This is a genomic window from Aliiroseovarius sp. F47248L (genome assembly GCF_023016085.1).
GTDB lineage: Bacteria > Pseudomonadota > Alphaproteobacteria > Rhodobacterales > Rhodobacteraceae > Aliiroseovarius.
In genome coordinates this window covers 2,532,501-2,551,242 of record NZ_JALKBF010000001.1, presented here as the reverse complement: position 1 = coordinate 2,551,242, position 18,742 = coordinate 2,532,501, and the positions used below count along the sequence as shown (strand labels likewise).

Genomic DNA, 18,742 nt, shown 5'->3' with positions numbered 1-18,742 from the left:
GCAAATGAAATTTACGAAACTTGCAGCGGCCAGTGTTACGGCCCTTATGGTGGCAACTCCGGTCCTTGCGGATCTGGTATTCCCCTCGCTCAGCTATCGGACCGGTCCGTATGCGGCTGGAGGTATCCCCTATGCGGATGGTTTTGCCGACTACTTCACGCTGCTGAACGAACGTGACGGTGGTATCGGTGGTGTTATGACATCTGCCCCGGAATGTGAGACCGCCTATAACACAGAAAAAGGCGTTGAATGTTACGAAGCCACCAAAGGTGAAGGCGCGCTGGCTTATAACCCACTTTCGACCGGCATCACCTATCAGCTGATCCCGAAAGTGACTGCGGATGACATCCCGCTTTACACACCCGGCTATGGCCGGACCTCGGCTGCAAACGGTAAGGTGTTCAGCCATGTGTTCAACTTCCCTGCAAACTACTGGAATGCGGCGTCGCTGGCGGTGAACCACCTGAAAGAGGTCAGCGGCGGTGACCTGACGGGCAAGAAAATTGCGCTGGTCTATCACAACTCTGCTTATGGCAAAGAGCCGATCCGCACGCTGGAAGAGCTATCCGCAAAGCATGGTTTCGAATTCACGACGATTCCAGTGGATCACCCCGGTCAGGAGCAAAAAGCCCAGTGGCTGCAAATTCGCCGCGAACGCCCGGATTTTGTGATCATGTATGGTTGGGGCGTGATGAACCAGGTTGCCATTCAGGAAGCCGCCAACATTCGTTTCCCAATGGAAAACTTCATCGGCGTTTGGTGGTCAGGTGGCGATCATGACGTAGCGCCAGCTGGTGATGCAGCCACAGGATACAAGGCCGTTACTTTCCACGGTGTTGGTTCGGACTATCCTGTCTTTGACGACATCCAGAAATTCGTTGTGGATGCTGGCAAGGCTGCCGGGAACGGCGACAACATCGGTAAAGCGATCTACAACCGTGGTGTCTATGCCGCGATGCTGCTGGCCGAAGCTGCCAAGAAGGCACAGGAAATTCATGGCACCCCGGACATCACATCGTCGATGATGCGTGATGGCATGGAAGCGCTGGAGATTACCGAAGAGCGGATGGCCGAACTGGGGATGCCGGGCTTCGGTCCGTCCTTCACCGTCAGCTGTGAAAACCATGGTGGCCCCGGCACAGGCGCGATCCAGCAATGGGATGCGGCTGCTGGCAAGTGGTCGTTGATCTCGGATTTCGGTTCGTCGGATATGGAAGTGATCCAGCCGCTGATCGACGAAGACTCAGCCGCTTACGCTGCCGAAAACAATATTGCAGAGCGCTGCAACTAAGCCGCGTGTAAGATATGTCGCTCGGGCCGTTTGGTCCGGGCGACCCCCGAACAACGAACTTGAACAGGACGACCGATATGCTGGACGCCGCACAGACCGCTGAAAAGACCGCAAGGAATGCGGGTGAAAATATTCTTGAGGTCAACAATATCGAGGTGATCTATAATCACGTGATCCTTGTGTTGAAGGGCGTCAGCCTGAACGTGCCCAAAGGCAGCATCACTGCCATTCTGGGCGGCAATGGCGCCGGCAAAACGACCACGCTGAAGGCGATTTCGAACCTGCTGCAATCCGAGCGGGGGGAAGTCACTAAAGGCTCAATTCTGCATAAGAATGAGAATGTGGCCGAATTGAACCCTTCGGCTTTGGTCAAACGCGGTGTCATTCAGGTGATGGAAGGACGTCACTGTTTTGAACACCTGACCGTCGAGGAAAACCTGCTGACCGGTGCTTATACCCGCACCGACGGTAAGGCCGCAATCGCAGCGGACATCGAGATGGTATATGACTATTTCCCGCGCCTGAAAGAACGGCGCAAAAGCCAGGCCGGCTATACCTCGGGCGGCGAACAGCAGATGGTGGCGATGGGCCGCGCACTGATGTCACGCCCTGATATGATCTTGCTGGACGAACCCTCCATGGGTCTTGCCCCGCAATTGGTCGAACAGATCTTCGAGATCGTCAAGAAAGTGAACGAGCAAGAGGGCGTGACCTTCCTGCTGGCAGAGCAGAACACCAACGTCGCGCTGCGCTATGCACATTACGGGTACATCCTGGAAAATGGGCGCGTCGTGATGGACGGTCCAGCCGCAGAATTGCGCGAAAACCCGGACGTCAAAGAATTCTATCTCGGTATGTCGGACGAGGGACGCAAAAGCTTCCGCGACGTGCGGTCCTATCGCCGCCGCAAGCGTTGGTTGGCATAACGCCCCACCGCAATAAGTTAAAACGTAACGAAGGGCCGGTAGATACCCGGCGATGACAAGAGGTCACTCATGTCCAAGTATTTTGACGCGCTGGAAACCCGTTCGACTGACGAGCGCACACGCGCATTAATTGATGGCCTCCGTGCTCAGATTGACCGTGCCCGAGCGGCAAAAAGTGCCTGTCAGCTCGATGGCCCAGACATCACGTCACTGTCGGATCTGTCGAAATATCCGGTTTTGCGGAAATCAGATCTTAGCAAGTGGCAAAAGGACAGCCCGCCCTTTGGCGGCTTCGCGGTCAAGAAACCCGCGCATATCTTCCAATCGCCCGGCCCAATCTATGAGCCAGGCGGCGTCAGCCATGATTGGTGGCGCATGGGGCGTTTTCTGCATGCCTGCGGTATTGGTGCGGACGACATCGTTCAAAACTGCTTTGGCTATCATCTGACACCTGCTGGCATGATCTTCGAGAACGGGGCGCAAGCGGTTGGCGCAACGGTCCTGCCCGCAGGCGTCGGTCAGACCGAGCTTCAGGTACGCGCCGCTGCCGACATTGGCACGACGGCCTATGCGGGTACTCCGGACTATCTGAAGGTTATACTGGATCGCGCAGACGCAGATGGAGTGCAACTCAAGATTACCAAAGCGGCCGTGGGTGCCGGCGCGCTGTTCCCCAGTCTACGTCAGGAATACGCAGATCGCGGTGTGTTTTGCCTGCAGAGCTATGCAACCGCTGATTTGGGTAACATCGCTTATGAAAGCGACGCAAGGGACGGTATGATCGTCGATGAGGGTGTGATCGTCGAGATCGTGCGTCCTGGCACCGGCGACCCCGTGGCCGAAGGCGAAGTGGGTGAGGTTGTCGTGACCACATTAAACCCGGATTACCCTCTGATCCGATTTGCGACCGGCGATTTGTCGGCGGTGTTGACTGGCACCAGCCCGTGTGGCCGCACCAATATGCGCATCAAAGGTTGGATGGGTCGTGCAGACCAGACCGCCAAAATCAAGGGCATGTTCGTGCGCCCCGAGCAGGTTGCCGATTTCGTCGCCAAACACGCCGAAGTTTCAAAAGCTCGCGTCATCGCCACCCGCGAGGGTGAAATGGACGCGATGACAGTTCAGGTCGAGGCGGAAGGCGGAGATGCTGAATCCTATGCCAAATCGGTGGCTGAAACGCTGAAGCTGAAGGGTAAAATTGAACTGGTCGCGCCCGGCAGCCTGCCCAACGATGGTATCGTGATCGACGACCAGCGCATCTACGACTGATACGATAACCGAAAGGGAATTTGTTCACCTCTAAACCTGCCGGTTTTGCGACTGGCAGCTTTTTTCCGTTGAGTGTGCCGGATTTTCAACCAGTATGAACCAATCGGACGTTTAGACGTTGTTGTATAACAGTGGAGGTGTTGTGTATGACCAATCGGTTTCAGATGACAGTCGCAGCGGCAGCGTTGTGTAGTGTCGCGGGGATTGCAGTGGCAAAGGACGCGGCTTTGCTGGTGACACAAAGCGATTATCGGTATTTGGAAGATGTTGTTGGGAACGATAACACTGACTTGTTGGAACGCCGTCTGAGACAAGAGGGCTTTACTTACTTTGACAGCGAGTCAGAGCGTGCCGATGATACTTGGGAAGTGATCTCAGAGTTCCGCACCGAGGCAGAGGATGCAGATCGTCTGCTGATCTTTTTGACGGGGCGGTTCGCCAATAATGGTGATGAAACCTGGCTGATCACGCGCTATGCCGATGAAATTGATGATCTGTCTATTGGCAGTGTTGGCGTGCCGCTAAGCGCGATCCTGCGCAGCGTTGCGGATCACCCTGATCGCGCCTTGGTCCTGTTGGCACCACAAGGCGATGGGACGCCGCTGGGAACTGGACTGATTCCGGGTGTCGGGCCGATTGAAGCGCCACTAGGTGTTGGCGTCTTGATCGGGCCCGCGCGTGGCCTCTCGCGTTTTGTTGACAAAACCGCTTTGGTGCCAGACGCAAAGATGCGCAGCACCCTGAAAGAAAATCATCCAAGGATCGAGGTGTTTGGGACAGTTACCGACAACACTCCGTTCACGCGAGGAGAACTGTCGAAGGCCGAACGCACCGAAGTGGTATTGGGCTTGACGCGACCGGAACGCCGGAACATCCAGCGCGACCTGACTATTCTGGGATACAGTCCCGGCGGCATCGACGGAATATTTGGCCGCGGTTCACGTACGGCGATTAAGGCTTGGCAATACGATCAGGGGAATGATGCGACCGGCTATCTGAATGCACGACAGGTTACCGCGTTACAGCGGCAGGCATCACGTCGCGCGGCGGAAATGGAAGAATCCGCACGCGAACGAGCGGCGGAAGAAACGCGTCAGGATCACGCGTTCTGGAATAAAAACGGGAAGGATGGCAGCGCAAAGGGACTGCTAGCCTATCTCAAGAAATATCCTGATGGGTTACATTCAGACGAAGCAAACGCTGCCCTGGCGAAGTTGCAGCGTGGCGGAAGCGGTAAGGTCAGCAAGATCGAACTTGAAAACTGGAACGTCGCGAAAGCCAAAGATACCGTGCAGGCATATGAAACATTTCTGCGCAGGCATCCGAATGGCTATTTCTCGGATGTTGCAAATAACAGAATAGACGAACTGAAGCAGTCGCAAAAAGCTCGGACGGAACAAAAAGCACTTTCCGCTGCCGAGGCCTCGCTACTGAAGAATGGTCCGCTGAGGTTGATCGTCGAACAACGGTTGACCGGGTTGGGATTCAATGCTGGTAAGGTCGATGGAACGTTTGATGCGCAGACTCGTAAGGCCTTGCGCCAATATCAGAAAAGCCGTGGCCTATCCGTCACGGGGTTTGTTGACCAGATCACATTGGCCAGATTGTTGATCAATATGTAGAAGGTTGCGCCTGTCCTGAACCAGTGGTCAGGCGCAACTGCGGAGACAAAAAAGCCGCCCTGTGGGCGGCCTTTTCGATAACGCTGCTGATAGGCTCAGCCCTGACGGGCTTTGAACCGGCGTTGCGTTTTGTTGATTACGTAAACGCGGCCTTTACGGCGCACCACGCGACAGTCGCGGTGGCGGTTCTTCAGCGAGCGGAGCGAGTTGCGAACTTTCATGTTCCTTCTCCTTCAACGCGGCGCTGCGGTTGCGCCTAAGCTACATTTTACCGTCTGACCCTGCGGTCGTCGGGCGGTTCATGGTGGGCGATACTGGGATCGAACCAGTGACCCCTTCGATGTCAACGAAGTGCTCTACCGCTGAGCTAATCGCCCGGAAAATCTTCCCGAACCAATCAAAGTGACTGATCCAAAAAACGCGACGCGGGAATACCCGCGCCGGTTCGCGGTTCTATAAAAGGAGTCGTGCCCGTGCGCAAGGCCTTTTGACGAGAGAATTTTTGCCATATTGTCCATTGTAGGAAAGGCACAGAGGCTTCGGATGTCGATACCCCCATATACGCTGACAATGCCAAGGGAGCGCACAACAAGTGTGGTCTTTGCGTCGCCTCATAGCGGTCGGGATTATTCGCCGGAATTCATTCAGGACAGCGTGCTGGACGAACAGGCTCTGCGTTCTTCGGAAGATGCCTATGTTGATCAGTTGTATGCATCGGTGGCGGATCATGGTGCTCCGTTTCTAGTGTCACGCACCCCTCGTGCCTATGTCGATCTGAATCGTGGACCTGAAGAATTAGACCCGGCTTTGATCAATGGTCTGCGTCGGGTTGATCACAATCCACGAGTCTCATCGGGGCTGGGCGTTATCCCGCGTGTGGTTGCAGGTGGTCGTGCAATCTATCGCGGAAAGATGTCATTACGGGACGCACAAGCGCGACTGGTGCAACACTGGCAGCCCTATCATGTGGCATTGCAATCCCTTTTGGATTGCAGCCATGCGACGTTTGATGAGGCGATATTGATCGATTGCCATTCCATGCCGCATGAGGCGGTCAGCAGCCTGACCAAAGACGAAGGGCGCTGTCCGCAAATTGTTCTGGGCGACCGTTTCGGCGCTTCGGCTGCACCGGACATTGTGGGTCGTGTCGAGGCTGCGTTTGTCCGCGCCGGGTTTGAAACAGCACGCAACACGCCGTTTTCAGGGGCGTATATGGCTCAGCACTACGGGCGCCCGTCACGGGGGCAGCATGTCGTTCAGGTCGAGATTGATCGCTCGCTGTATCTGGATGAGCAGATGGTGCGCCCAAGTAATGACTTTTTACAGATCCGCGCAAGACTGTCGTCGGTGATTGCTGAGATCGCCGATATTGGACGCAGCGAGAACGCCTTGGCCGCCGAGTAACCTCAGCGAATCCCACGACCTTTGACAATGCTGTCATGACCGAATCGGGCACGGATTTTGTCAGTCGCCCGCTCGGCCGCGCGTCGCTTGGCGGCGTTTGGGTCAAGCAGATCATCACTGAGATCGGCGTTATCAGCAGGGCCAAGATGGCTTAGCCCAACACCGATCAGACGAAACGGCCCCTTGTCGGCAACGATGTCCAGCAATGTACGAACTATTCGATAAATCCGGTCAGCAGATTGTGTCACATCCCCAAGGTTGCTTTGTCGGCTAATTGCCCGGAAATCGGCGCGTTTCAGCTTCAGCGTGACCACACGCCCGGCCAGACCGCGGGCTTTTGCGCGGTCGGACACCTTCTCGGCCAAGCGCCACAAGTGACCATCCAAAAGGTCGATGTCTGACGTATCCTCGAAAAAAGTCGTTTCGTTCGATATTGACTTGACCGGCGCATGGGCTGACACACGTCGTTTGTCTTCTCCGCGTGCCAGATGCCAAAGCCGTTCGCCCATCCCACCAAACCGCGCGATCAGGTCTGGCTTTTCCCAGCGCAGTAGATCTGCAAAGGTTCGAATGCCCGCTTTTTCCAGTGCGGCTTGGCTGACGCCACCCACACCCCAGATCAACCCCACTGGCTTGTCATGTAGAAACCGGGCGGTTTCCGCTTTGCCGATCACCGAAAATCCGCGCGGTTTATCGAGGTCTGATGCCACCTTTGCCAAAAACTTGTTGTGGCTCAGTCCAATTGAACCTGTCAGTCCCAACTCATCCTGCATCCGATTGACCAGCCGTGCCAGCATAACCGCAGGTGGCGCGCCATGCAGTCTTTCGGTGCCGGTCATATCCACAAAGGCCTCGTCCAGCGACAGCGGCTCGATAGACGGCGATAAGTCGTCCATCATCGCGCGAATTTGTTTAGACACTGCGGCATAGTGGCTGCCGTGCGGGCGGATCACCACCGCTTCCGGGCACAGTTTTAGCGCCTGAAACATAGGCATGGCGGACCGCACCCCGCGGATGCGCGCCACATAGCAGGCGGTCGACACCACGCCGCGTTTGCCACCCCCAATTATCACCGGCTTATCTGCCAGATCGGGATTGTCACGCTTTTCCACCGAGGCATAGAATGCATCGCAATCCATATGCGCGATGGTCAGGTCAAAAAGTTCAGGATGCGCAAGCACCCGCGGGCTGCGGCAGGACGGGCAGCGGCGACCATCGTTAAACTGGGTCAGGCAATCTCGGCACAAAGCGGGCATGTGGTATGGTATCTTATCGGCGGCGTGGCTCAAGCATTTGACGAACCAAAGGCGGCACATGAAATTTAGCGGGGCGAAACTTGTGTTGCTGATTGGCGGTCAGGTGGCAACCCTGTTGCGTGATGATTTTGCACATATTCCACATCCTGAAATGTGGGATTTCCCCGGTGGCGCGAATGATCCGGGCGAAACCCCTGAACAGTGTGTGCTTCGCGAAACCTATGAAGAGCTAGGGCTAAGGCTGGTTGAAAAAGATCTGATCTGGCGGCGCACCTTCGACAGCCCGACGATTCCCGGCACAAAAACCTGGTGGTTTGCCGCGTCTCTGCCACAATCTCATGCACAAGATATCGTGTTTGGTGATGAAGGGCAGTGTTGGACATTGATGGAGCCGTTAGCGTGGTTGTCGCACCCGAAAGCGATTGCTCATTTCAAGCCGCGACTACAGGCTGCACTTGCCGCTATTGCGGATCATAACATTGAACATCCGGCTAAATAACACCATCTTCTAACCAATTATCGGACAGTGAAAGGTTCTTTCCATGAATGACATCCCCGCAGATCTGCTTGGCGGCAACAGCGTCCTCCTGCTGTTGGCAGCCTTCCTGATCATCGTCGTCCTTTTGGGCGTCAAAATCGTTCCGCAAAGCCAGAAATTTGTGGTCGAGCGGTTTGGCCGCCTGCAAAATGTTCTGGGGCCGGGTATCAACTTCATCGTCCCGTTTCTGGATCGTGTTCGGCACAAGGTGTCTATTCTTGAGCGTCAGTTGCCCACCGCCAGTCAGGACGCCATCACATCGGACAACGTGTTGGTTCAGGTGGATACCAGCGTGTTCTACCGCATTCTTGAGCCGGAAAAGACGGTTTATCGTATCCGCGATGTGGACGCGGCGATTTCGACGACGGTTGCGGGGATCGTCCGCTCGGGCATTGGCGAGATGGAGTTGGACGAGGTTCAATCAAACCGCCAGCAGTTAATCTCGAAGATCAAGCAGCAGGTCGCGGATGCGGTGGACGATTGGGGGATAGAAGTGACGCGGGCCGAAATACTGGATGTGAATCTGGACAATGCAACACGCGAAGCCATGCTTCAGCAATTGAACGCAGAACGAGCCCGCCGGGCGCAGGTGACGGAAGCGGAAGGTAAACGCCGCGCCGTCGAACTGGCCGCGGATGCCGAGCTTTATGCCGCCGAACAAACCGCCAAGGCCCGACGCATTTCCGCCGATGCCGAGGCGTACGCGACCGAAGTTGTTGCCAAGGCCATCGCGGAAAACGGGTTGGAAGCGGCTCAGTATCAGGTTGCTCTGAAGCAGGTAGAAGCCCTGACCTCTGTCGGAAAAGGTGAGGGCAAGCAAACCATCATCCTGCCCGCACATGCGCTGGATGCGTTTGGAGATGCCTTCAAGCTGTTGAAAGGAAAGCCATAATGCTGTGGGCAACATGGTGGGTATGGGTCGCTGGGGCGATTGCCCTTGGCATTCTCGAGATGCTGGCTCCCGGCTTCATATTCCTTGGTTTTGCAGTCGGTGCCGCCGCAGTAGGTTTTCTGCTGTTGGTCGGCGTCGTACCTAGTTTGCCGTGGATACTGGTTCTGTTCGCAGCCATCTCGTTGGTGACATGGTTGATCCTGCGTCGAGTGATCGGTGTGCGCAAAGGGCAGTCAAAACGCATTGATGTCGATATCAACGAGCTGTGATTTTGGCGCCGGAACTAGGCTGTTTCGGCCTCGAACAGAAAAGGCATCTGCTCGGCCATGGTGCCGCCTTTCAACAGCCAACTCAACCCAAGCGCCCACAGGGCAACGCTTTCAGCCCAGAAGGTGAAGGACCAATTGGCATCCCAGATTTTACCGTGTTCGGGGAGGAAGATTTTGACCACGCCGATCAGGATCACCATTGCGATGATCGTCCAACCAAAGCCCCGGTAGCATTGGTTGCGACGTTTTTTGTGCGAACCATAATCTGCGACCGAGCAACGGGTGAATAGCCGGATGGATGTTATTCCCATGAAAATCAGGAACAGCCCGGCTGCGGAGAAATGGATATTCTGTTGGATCTGGTCCATCGAAGGCGGGATTAGCCGGTCAAACAACGCCAAGGGCTGATAGCAGTTTTCGCGATCGCAAAGTGTCGGGATGAAAGCCGTCGTAAACACCGCGACACCTGAAATGGTGGACACCATGCGGTCGGACAAAATCTCGTCCGGTTCGCGGCAGTATCCTTCATAAGCCACCAGAAACAGCCCGACGCCGGCAGCGGCTGACACAAAGACCTCACGTAGTTCCGTATAAAAGAAATCCGAAATCGACTCCTGCATGGGAACGTCGAACAGATAAACATTGGCAAGCAGCACAAAGGGAAGCGTCAGCCCGATCGCACCGATCGCTCGCCGAAGTCGCAACACGGTGGACATGTCGGGGTTGGGGCGTGGGTCGGGCATGGGGCACCTCGGATTAGCCGTCGTCAGTATTCGTTGCTGTGCTTCAGAAAAGCACATCAGACCCCATGTTCGATACTATGTTTGCGCCACACAAGGTTGCAAGCCCTGTCTTTGGCTCACGTTTGTACGAGCGGGTCGTGACCCGACTGCTTAGAAGGTGCCAATCAGCGTTGGTTCGCCCGCTGTGCCTGAGGTGAGTTCAGTTCCGCAATGATTGCCTCGGCTGCGGCCTTTGGGTCTTTGGCATTGCGGATCGGGCGACCGACCACAATGTGATCCACGCCATCAGCTATGGCCTGCGCGGGGGTGGCGATCCGCTTTTGGTCACCCAGGTCAGATCCGGCTGGACGCACACCCGGCGTAACGATCAGCTTTCCGTCTGCCTCGGGAAGGGCGCGGATCTGCTTGGCCTCTTGCGGTGAAGCGATGACACCATCGGCGCCTGCCTCTAGCGCGCGTGCGGCTCGTTCCAGCACCAGATCCTGAATTTTGCCCGGTTTGATTAACGCGGCATCCAGATCGTCGCGATCCAGTGATGTCAGGATGGTCACGGCAAGGATCTTCATCTCACTGCTGCCCTTGCCTTCTTGCGCGGCGCGCACCACGTTCGGGTCGCCGTGGACGGTCAGGAAATCCAGATCGAACTGTGACAGACCGCGAACGGCGGCTTCGACGGTGTTGCCGATGTCGAACAGCTTCATGTCCAGAAAGATTTTCTTGCCATGCTCTTGTTTCAGTTCATTGGCCAGTGCCAATCCACCACCTGTCAACATGCCCAGCCCGATTTTGTAGAAGCTTACTGCGTCGCCCAGTGCCTCGGCGAACTGCAAGCCTTCCAGCGCGTTGGGGACATCAAGGGCAAAGATCAGGCGGTCATCAGACATGGGAAGCTCTATTTAATTGCGCGGTTGGCCTGTCCTAAACGCAGACCGGGCCAAAGGCAATTGATCGTCGATTGGCCCGCGATTTGTTGGACGGGAAAACGGTTGATTTTCGGGTAATCCGCCCTTCCAACGTCTTGCATTTTTTCGACCCATTCCCATCTTTATTGCGAGGCCCGAAGGGATGTGCCGCAAGGGTGGGCATTCCGATTGTGGGCGCTTTGTAAGGAGAGTGACATGGACTTGAACAAGTTCACAGAACGGTCGCGTGGTTTCATTCAGGCCGCACAGACCATCGCGATGCGCGAAAACCACCAACGGTTGGTTCCCGAGCATCTGTTGAAAGCCCTGATGGATGACGAAGAAGGGATGAGCGCCAACCTGATCCGCAAGGCAGGTGGGTCGCCCGAACGTGTCCGTGCAGCGGTGGACGATTCCATTGGCAAACTGTCGAAAGTGACAGGTGATGCCGCCCAGGTTTACATGGACAACGCCACCGCCCGCGTGCTGGACGAGGCGCAGAAACTGGCCAAACAGGCCGGCGATAGCTTTGTGCCCGTCGAACGTCTGTTGACGGCATTGGCTATGATTAAGTCCAAGGCGCGGGACGCGTTGGATGCCGGTGCCGTAGATGCCAAGAAACTGAACGCTGCAATCAACGCAGTTCGACAGGGGCGGACGGCGGACAGTGCCAGCGCCGAAGACAGCTATGAAGCCTTGTCAAAATACGCCCGCGATCTGACCGAAGCTGCGGAAGAGGGCAAGATTGACCCGATCATCGGCCGCGACGAAGAAATTCGCCGCACGATGCAGGTTCTGTCACGCCGCACCAAAAACAACCCTGTTCTGATCGGGGAACCCGGCGTTGGTAAAACTGCGATTGCCGAAGGCTTGGCCCTACGCATCATCAATGGCGACGTGCCTGAAAGCCTGCGCAACAAGAAGTTGTTGGCGCTGGATATGGGTGCACTGATCGCTGGCGCGAAATATCGCGGTGAGTTTGAAGAGCGTCTGAAAGCCGTTCTGAACGAAGTGACGTCGGCTGCCGGAGAAATCATCCTGTTCATCGACGAAATGCACACGCTTGTGGGGGCTGGCAAATCGGATGGCGCGATGGATGCGGCCAACCTGATCAAGCCTGCACTAGCGCGCGGTGAGTTGCACTGCGTTGGGGCCACCACGCTGGATGAATACCGCAAATATGTCGAAAAGGACGCAGCCCTTGCCCGCCGGTTCCAGCCTGTGATGGTGGAAGAGCCGACGGTAGAAGACACGATCTCGATCCTTCGGGGAATCAAAGAGAAATATGAGCTGCACCACGGCGTGCGGATTTCGGATAGTGCGCTTGTTGCTGCGTCAACGCTCAGCCATCGTTACATCACCGACCGGTTCTTGCCCGACAAAGCGATTGACCTTGTGGACGAAGCTGCCAGCCGCCTGCGGATGGAAGTTGACAGCAAACCCGAGGAATTGGATGCGCTGGATCGTCAGATCATGCAGATGCAGATCGAATCCGAGGCCTTGAAGCTGGAAGACGACAAGGCGTCGAAAGATCGTCTTGAGAAGCTTGAGGCTGAGTTGTCCGATCTTCAGGAAAAATCGGCGTCATTGACTGCCAAATGGCAGGCCGAACGGGATCAGCTTGAAGGGGCTCGTGGCTTGAAGGAACAGCTGGATCGCGCCCGAGCGGAACTGGATGCCGCCAAGCGCGAAGGCAATCTGGCCAAGGCTGGTGAGCTGTCCTATGGCGTCATTCCTGGTCTTCAGAAGAAGCTGGAAGAAACCGAAAACGCCGAGAGCGACATCATGGTCGAAGAAGCCGTGCGGCCTGAACAGATCGCAAGTGTACTTGAGCGGTGGACGGGTATTCCCACTTCGAAAATGCTGGAAGGCGAGCGCGAGAAACTGCTCAGGATGGAAGAAGAGCTGCATAAGCGTGTGATTGGTCAGTCTTCGGCAGTTACTGCTGTCGCAAACGCTGTGCGCCGCGCGCGTGCGGGCTTGAACGACGAGAACCGCCCGCTTGGGTCGTTCTTATTTCTTGGGCCGACCGGCGTGGGTAAGACCGAACTGACGAAAGCGGTGGCCGAGTATCTGTTTGACGACGACAACGCGATGGTCCGCGTGGATATGTCCGAGTTCATGGAGAAACACTCCGTCGCCCGTCTGATCGGCGCGCCTCCGGGCTATGTCGGCTATGACGAAGGCGGTGTGCTGACCGAAGCGGTGCGGCGCAGACCGTATCAAGTCGTGCTGTTTGACGAGGTTGAAAAGGCCCACCCGGATGTGTTCAACGTGCTGTTGCAGGTTTTGGACGATGGTGTACTGACCGATGGTCAAGGCCGTACGGTCGACTTTAAACAGACGCTGATCATCCTGACGTCAAACCTTGGTGCGCAGGCGCTGAGCCAGTTGCCGGATGGAGCGGATGCTTCGGATGCCAAGCGCGACGTGATGGATGCGGTACGGGCGCATTTCCGTCCCGAGTTCCTGAACCGTCTGGATGAAACGATCATCTTTGATCGCCTTAGCCGGAGCGATATGGGTGGTATCGTCGATATTCAGTTGGAACGTTTGGCACGCCGACTTGCCCGTCGCAACATCGCCCTTGAACTGGATGACGGCGCGCGCAAATGGCTGTCCGATGAAGGCTATGATCCCGTGTTTGGTGCCCGCCCATTGAAGCGTGTTATCCAACGCGCGCTTCAAGACCAGTTGGCCGAGATGATCCTGGCAGGCGACGTGATGGATGGTGACACGATACCGGTTACTGCCGGGTCCGAAGGCTTGATCATCGGTGATCGGGTGGCCAGCTCAAACCAACGTCCACCCGAAGATGCGGTTGTTCACTAAAACCAACTGACCAAACAAATGAAAGCCCCGTCGGTGTAAACCGACGGGGCTTTGCCGTGAGTGGGGAAGAGGCGAAGAGCCCTTACATCTCGCTTGGGATCGCGCCTGCTTCTTGGGCTGCTGCCAGTTCATCAGCGTCCAGAGTGCCGCTTGCGTCCGCGTCGGCCGTCGAGAAGTCCTCGGCGGTCACATCAGGATAAACTGCAACCAGTTCTTCCATCGTGACCTGCCCGTCCTCGTTTGCATCCAGAGCGGCAATGTCAGCAAATACAGCGGACGAACCGGCAATCAGAAGAGCGGCGGCAAGAGATGTGGTTTTCATACGATATACTCCAAGAGTTATTGTTCGCACCCAACGTTGGATGCAGGGATATTGAAATCACGACCGCTTGTCGGCTTCATCCGGATTTAGATAAAGCACTCTGTTTGGGCGCTAATTTGCGAAATTTCCCTCCACCTACAGGCGAAGTTCCGCAGGCGAGTGCGAGCGGGTCGGAACCCGGCAATACGGCTCCTATTGTAAGTTGCGCTTTCGGCGATTCGCAGCCGAGAAAATGCGCTGCAGGATCAAGCGCTGCTTTTCGCTTGCGGTGGTTCGAGGACTGAGATGATTCCTTTTGATCCTCGAATCACATCACCGCACCAGATTGGGACACGGTCTTTTCGTTTAAGCGCATGACGTTAAACTCGATCCGAATCACGGAGGAGTATTGATGCAATCCATGTTCTGGGCGGTTGAGCTGTTGGCGCAGGCGATGCTTTTTGTGATCGGCATCGGGTTTCTGGTACTGATCGTTCTTTACGTCATTGACCGGCTGCAAACCTATGATGCTGTGCGACGCAACTATCCGGTTATCGGACGATTTCGGGCATTGTTTACCAATCTAGGTGAATTTTTTCGGCAATACTTCTTTGCTATGGATCGTGAGGAACTGCCGTTCAATCGCGCCCAACGGGATTGGGTCGAACGGGCAGCGTCCGGGCATACGAATACGGTAGCGTTCGGGTCGACCAGAAACCTTGGGATCACTGGCACGCCCATCTTTGTGAATGCCACGTTTCCACCGGTGAGTGATCAATACACCCAAACCAAACCATTGATGATCGGCCCAACCGCTCGGCAACCTTACAGCGCTCGGTCATTTTTCAATTTGTCAGGCATGAGTTTCGGCGCCTTGTCCCGCCCTGCGGTCGAAGCTTTGTCGATAGGGGCGGCCAAAGCGGGTATCTGGATGAACACGGGCGAAGGTGGGTTGTCCCATTATCATCTGAAGGGGGGTGGCGACATTGTCTTTCAGATAGGCACTGCGAAATACGGGGTGCGGGACGCCGAAGGCAACCTGTCGGACGAGAAGCTGTTTGAGATCGCGGCGCATCCCGAGGTGAAGATGTTCGAGGTGAAGCTGGCGCAAGGTGCCAAGCCGGGGAAGGGTGGCATTTTACCCGCGGCCAAGGTTTCGGCCGAGATTGCGGCGATCCGGGGGATCACTGAAGGTGTCGCCTCTATCTCGCCCAACCGGCATCTGGAAATTGATGACTGGGATGATCTGCTGAACGTTCTGTCCCATATCCGTGAGGTGACAGGAAAGCCGGTCGGATTCAAAACAGCTGTTGGGTCGGTTGAGCCTCTTGAAGAATTGTTTGAAAGGATCGTGCAGCGCGGGGCCAAGGATGTGCCCGACTTCATCACCATAGATGGCGGTGAAGGAGGCACGGGGGCCGCGCCGATGCCGTTGATTGATCTTGTTGGTCTGCCCATCCGTGAAGCGTTGCCATTGGTCTGCGATTTGCGGGATCGCCATGGGTTAAAGGATCGCATCCGTCTGATTGCTTCGGGCAAACTAGTCACTCCGGGGGATGTGGCATGGGCGATCTGTGCGGGCGCTGATTTCGTCACCTCGGCGCGCGGGTTCATGTTCTCGCTGGGTTGTATTCAGGCGATGAAATGCAATCGCAACACATGTCCCACGGGAATCACCACCCATGACTCGCGCTTGCAGAAAGGTCTGGTGCCGGAAGACAAGGCCGACAAGGTGGCCCGTTATGCCAAAGGCATCATCCACGAGGTTGAAACCATCGCTCATTCGGTCGGTGTGACCGAGCCGCGCCTCATGGGTCGCCACCATGTCCGGCTGGTGCAGGAGAACGGGCGTTCGGTGCAGATGAACCACATCTATCCTGCCGTCCCCCCACTTGATTGATGGATTGTTACAATCCTCTGCCGCGGACGTGAGCCATTGTGCTTTGGATTTCCGCGCGCACTGTCTTAGGTCAAAGTTAGACGACCATGAAAGGTGTGCCAGATGGCTTTTACGAGTAAACTGAAATATTCCGATATTACACCGCGCGCGGATTACATGAGCAGACGTCAATTGATGGGTGGTGCCGCCGGGCTTGCCGCCGGGCTGGCGCTGGGTCCGGCGCTGGGTGCGTCGAAATACTCGGCCGACCTTGAGCCGACTGCGCTGGAAGATATTTCTTCCTACAACAACTTTTATGAATTCGGCACCGGTAAGACAGACCCGGCTAGTCATGCGCATCAACTGACCACCGATCCGTGGTCTGTCGAAATCGACGGCATGGTGGATCGTCCCGGTTCGTATGGGCTTGCGGACATTCTGAAGAAGGTCACGCTGGAGGAACGTATCTATCGTTTCCGCTGTGTTGAAACCTGGTCGATGGTTGTGCCTTGGGTCGGATTTGAACTGAACCAGTTGCTAGATTTGGCGGGGGTCCAAGGTTCTGCGAAATACGTCGCCTTCCAAACCTTGTTCCGACCCGAAGAGATGCCCGGACAGAAAACCGTCAGTCTGGAATGGCCCTATCGTGAAGGACTTCGGCTGGACGAGGCAATGCATCCGCTGACGATCATGGCCACCGGTATCTATGATGAGCCGATGCCAAAACAGAACGGCGCGCCGCTGCGGCTCGTTGTGCCGTGGAAATATGGCTACAAGTCCATCAAGTCGATTGTCCGCGTGACGTTGACAGATAAAGAACCACAGACCACGTGGAATATGCTGCAGCCGAACGAATACGGCTTCTATTCCAACGTGAACCCCGAAGTCAGCCACCCACGGTGGTCGCAAGCCTACGAGAAACCGATCGGTGGTGGCCTATTCGCCAAACGGCAAGAGACGTTGAAGTTCAACGGATACCAAGAAGAAGTCGCCAGCCTTTATAACGGCATGGACCTTGTGGTGAACCACTGATGCCTTTGGTTGACCGGATAAACACAGCCCTGCGGAAGGTGCCGGTTTGGGTGCTGTATGTCGCGGGTGCCCTTTGGCCGGCGTGGCTGTTGTATCTTGCGGCAACGGGCAGCATGGGGGCTGAACCGGTCAAGGTGTTGGAGCATGAGTTGGGTCGTCTAGCTCTAAAGGCTCTGATCGTGGGTCTGTGCGTGTCGCCATTGCGATCTATTACCGGTGTAAATCTGATCCGTTTTCGGCGTGCGATCGGTGTCTTGACCTTCTATTTTGTGACGACTCACCTTCTGGTTTGGTTGGTGCTGGATGTTCAGATCCTGTCCGAGATTTGGAAAGACATCCTGAAACGTCCCTATATCACGGTCGGAATGGGTGCGTTTCTGTTGATGGTGCCGCTGGTGATCACGTCAAATAACTGGTCGGTGCGCAAGCTCGGCCCGAAGTGGCGTAAGCTGCACCGGCTGGTCTATCCCATTGCTCTGTTGGGCGGTGTGCACTTCATCATGGTCGGTAAGACATGGGAAGCTGATGCGCTTATGTATATGGCGGTTATTGTTGCGTTGTTGGGGTGGCGGGTTTGGCAAGCTACAAAGCGCGTCCGAAGTAAGAAGCACTCGTTATCCCTTCCGACGTAATGTCAACGAAGCCCGAATTTCTTAAGAATCGTGGTGATCTTGCTAGGTTTCTTCTTTGTGGGCTTGTTTGTTATCTGATCCAGAACATTCGGATTGCGATACAGGCCCGTGACATCCAGAAAATGATGTCCATGATTTTGGTCTTTGGGCTTGATTATAACAAATTGTGCACGATGAGCGGCAACCATTGGCGCTTTGTGAGCTTCTGCGAAATATTGTGCAAAGGGATACACAAACGTTGGTTCGTACTCGGTGCTATGTTGCCAGATTGTCGGAGAGAAATCGTCACCCACAATAATTCCTCCAGGTCTTAGTTTAGGCCATACCGAAATCAGATCGATGCATATGCCTCTGAGCGTGTGATCTCCGTCGATATAGATAAGATCAAGCGATTCATCTTCGATCTGGTCGATCACCTCCAACGTCGTTCCACGAAGTACGATCCGCTTCTCGGCCGCGAATTCGGTGTTTTTGAGTGAGGTTTTGTATGCTTTCTCGAACTCGGGTGCGTCTATGTTGAACGGTTTGTTCCAGTTGTCTAACGTGCGCCAAGGATCAAGCATATAGTATGCCTTGATGGAGGAGTTCCGTTCGAGAACATCTTTTGCAAATTCACCGTGCCATACGCCAAGTTCAAGGACTGTCGGTGAATCAAGCAATTCGACCAACTGCGTAATCAGGTCTATCCGTGTCTCAGCGGCTTTTGCAATCTCAGCAATGTCGGCGATGGTGATTTGTCGGGTGTTCGGCAATTTAGACCTCTTCTGATGCATTTGTGGTCTGCAACTGTTCAATCATCCAGGTTGGATGTGCAAGAAAAGTCTTGATAGACCCGAGCGACATTTAGATTCTGTACAGATTCCGTGGTGGCATCGATGACGAGACAGAACAACGAGTCGGCCCTATCCTTGCCGGGTAACAATCGCAAATCGGAATGGGAGAGTTCTTGCCCTT

The 18,742-nt window shown here is 55.5% G+C and carries 18 protein-coding genes and 1 tRNA gene; 12 read left to right on the top strand and 7 right to left on the bottom strand.

Annotated features, from left to right (window positions below; translation table 11 throughout):
- The first annotated feature begins 4 nt into the window (after positions 1-4).
- The 4 genes from MWU51_RS12660 (at position 5) to MWU51_RS12645 (ending at position 5,108) form a co-directional block, all read left to right on the top strand.
- The gene (locus tag MWU51_RS12660; RefSeq protein ID WP_247037617.1) at positions 5-1,291 is read left to right on the top strand and encodes an ABC transporter substrate-binding protein; all 1,287 of its coding nucleotides are present in this window, start codon (positions 5-7) and stop codon (positions 1,289-1,291) included.
- 77 nt (positions 1,292-1,368) lie between these two features.
- Positions 1,369-2,217 (top strand): ABC transporter ATP-binding protein, encoded by an 849-nt coding sequence (locus tag MWU51_RS12655; protein WP_247037616.1) that lies wholly within the window; start codon positions 1,369-1,371, stop codon positions 2,215-2,217.
- Between the two features lie 69 nt (positions 2,218-2,286).
- On the top strand, positions 2,287-3,486 hold the full coding sequence (locus MWU51_RS12650; protein ID WP_247037615.1) for a phenylacetate--CoA ligase family protein: 1,200 nt from the start codon (positions 2,287-2,289) through the stop codon (positions 3,484-3,486).
- A gap of 146 nt (positions 3,487-3,632) precedes the next feature.
- Entirely contained in the window at positions 3,633-5,108 is a 1,476-nt protein-coding gene (locus MWU51_RS12645; RefSeq protein WP_247037614.1) for a peptidoglycan-binding domain-containing protein, read from the top strand.
- A 95-nt stretch (positions 5,109-5,203) separates the two neighbouring features.
- Here the strand turns inward: MWU51_RS12645 and ykgO are convergent, their stop codons facing one another.
- Positions 5,204-5,329, bottom strand: coding sequence for a type B 50S ribosomal protein L36 (ykgO, locus tag MWU51_RS12640; protein ID WP_005850168.1), 126 nt, complete (start codon positions 5,327-5,329; stop codon positions 5,204-5,206).
- Between the two features lie 81 nt (positions 5,330-5,410).
- Positions 5,411-5,485 (bottom strand) — tRNA-Val (locus MWU51_RS12635).
- Positions 5,486-5,651: 166 nt separating this feature from the next.
- Here MWU51_RS12635 and MWU51_RS12630 point away from each other — a divergent pair.
- On the top strand, positions 5,652-6,512 hold the full coding sequence (locus MWU51_RS12630) for an N-formylglutamate amidohydrolase (RefSeq protein ID WP_247037613.1): 861 nt from the start codon (positions 5,652-5,654) through the stop codon (positions 6,510-6,512).
- A gap of 2 nt (positions 6,513-6,514) precedes the next feature.
- Here MWU51_RS12630 and MWU51_RS12625 read toward each other — a convergent pair whose 3' ends face one another.
- Entirely contained in the window at positions 6,515-7,768 is a 1,254-nt protein-coding gene (locus tag MWU51_RS12625) for a DNA polymerase IV (RefSeq protein WP_247037611.1), read from the bottom strand.
- A 103-nt stretch (positions 7,769-7,871) separates the two neighbouring features.
- Here MWU51_RS12625 and MWU51_RS12620 point away from each other — a divergent pair, with 103 nt between their 5' ends.
- From MWU51_RS12620 to MWU51_RS12610, 3 genes are read left to right on the top strand one after another with little or no spacing between them, the layout of a single operon-like run.
- Positions 7,872-8,267, top strand: coding sequence for an NUDIX hydrolase (locus tag MWU51_RS12620; RefSeq protein ID WP_247037609.1), 396 nt, complete (start codon positions 7,872-7,874; stop codon positions 8,265-8,267).
- A 43-nt stretch (positions 8,268-8,310) separates the two neighbouring features.
- On the top strand, positions 8,311-9,198 hold the full coding sequence (locus MWU51_RS12615; protein ID WP_247037607.1) for an SPFH domain-containing protein: 888 nt from the start codon (positions 8,311-8,313) through the stop codon (positions 9,196-9,198).
- Positions 9,198-9,467, top strand: coding sequence for a hypothetical protein (locus MWU51_RS12610; protein WP_247037605.1), 270 nt, complete (start codon positions 9,198-9,200; stop codon positions 9,465-9,467). The genes MWU51_RS12615 and MWU51_RS12610 overlap by 1 nt, the downstream gene beginning before the upstream one ends.
- A gap of 14 nt (positions 9,468-9,481) precedes the next feature.
- On the opposite strand, the gene MWU51_RS12605 is transcribed toward MWU51_RS12610, so the two are convergent.
- Positions 9,482-10,210, bottom strand: coding sequence for a hypothetical protein (locus MWU51_RS12605; protein ID WP_247037603.1), 729 nt, complete (start codon positions 10,208-10,210; stop codon positions 9,482-9,484).
- A 164-nt stretch (positions 10,211-10,374) separates the two neighbouring features.
- A complete protein-coding gene (pyrF, locus tag MWU51_RS12600; RefSeq protein ID WP_247037601.1) occupies positions 10,375-11,094 on the bottom strand; it encodes an orotidine-5'-phosphate decarboxylase in 720 nt (239 codons plus the stop codon).
- A 234-nt stretch (positions 11,095-11,328) separates the two neighbouring features.
- On the opposite strand from pyrF, the gene clpB reads away from it, so the two are divergent.
- Positions 11,329-13,944 (top strand): ATP-dependent chaperone ClpB, encoded by a 2,616-nt coding sequence (clpB, locus tag MWU51_RS12595; RefSeq protein ID WP_247037600.1) that lies wholly within the window; start codon positions 11,329-11,331, stop codon positions 13,942-13,944.
- An 82-nt stretch (positions 13,945-14,026) separates the two neighbouring features.
- Here the strand turns inward: clpB and MWU51_RS12590 are convergent, their stop codons facing one another.
- Positions 14,027-14,266 (bottom strand): EF-hand domain-containing protein, encoded by a 240-nt coding sequence (locus tag MWU51_RS12590; RefSeq protein WP_247037599.1) that lies wholly within the window; start codon positions 14,264-14,266, stop codon positions 14,027-14,029.
- A gap of 391 nt (positions 14,267-14,657) precedes the next feature.
- Between MWU51_RS12590 and MWU51_RS12585 the strand changes: the two genes are divergently transcribed.
- The 3 genes from MWU51_RS12585 to msrQ all read left to right on the top strand — a co-directional run bounded on the left by MWU51_RS12585 (position 14,658) and on the right by msrQ (position 17,788).
- Positions 14,658-16,145, top strand: a complete 1,488-nt coding sequence (locus MWU51_RS12585; RefSeq protein ID WP_247037598.1) for an FMN-binding glutamate synthase family protein — start codon at positions 14,658-14,660, stop codon at positions 16,143-16,145.
- 102 nt (positions 16,146-16,247) lie between these two features.
- Complete coding sequence (msrP, locus tag MWU51_RS12580; RefSeq protein WP_247037597.1) at positions 16,248-17,156, top strand: protein-methionine-sulfoxide reductase catalytic subunit MsrP; 909 nt, start codon at positions 16,248-16,250, stop codon at positions 17,154-17,156.
- Positions 17,156-17,788 (top strand): protein-methionine-sulfoxide reductase heme-binding subunit MsrQ, encoded by a 633-nt coding sequence (gene msrQ / locus MWU51_RS12575; RefSeq protein WP_247037596.1) that lies wholly within the window; start codon positions 17,156-17,158, stop codon positions 17,786-17,788. The genes msrP and msrQ overlap by 1 nt, the downstream gene beginning before the upstream one ends.
- Before the next feature lie 2 nt (positions 17,789-17,790).
- Here the strand turns inward: msrQ and MWU51_RS12570 are convergent, their stop codons facing one another.
- Positions 17,791-18,540, bottom strand: a complete 750-nt coding sequence (locus MWU51_RS12570) for a class I SAM-dependent methyltransferase (RefSeq protein WP_247037595.1) — start codon at positions 18,538-18,540, stop codon at positions 17,791-17,793.
- Positions 18,541-18,742: the final 202 nt, after the last annotated feature.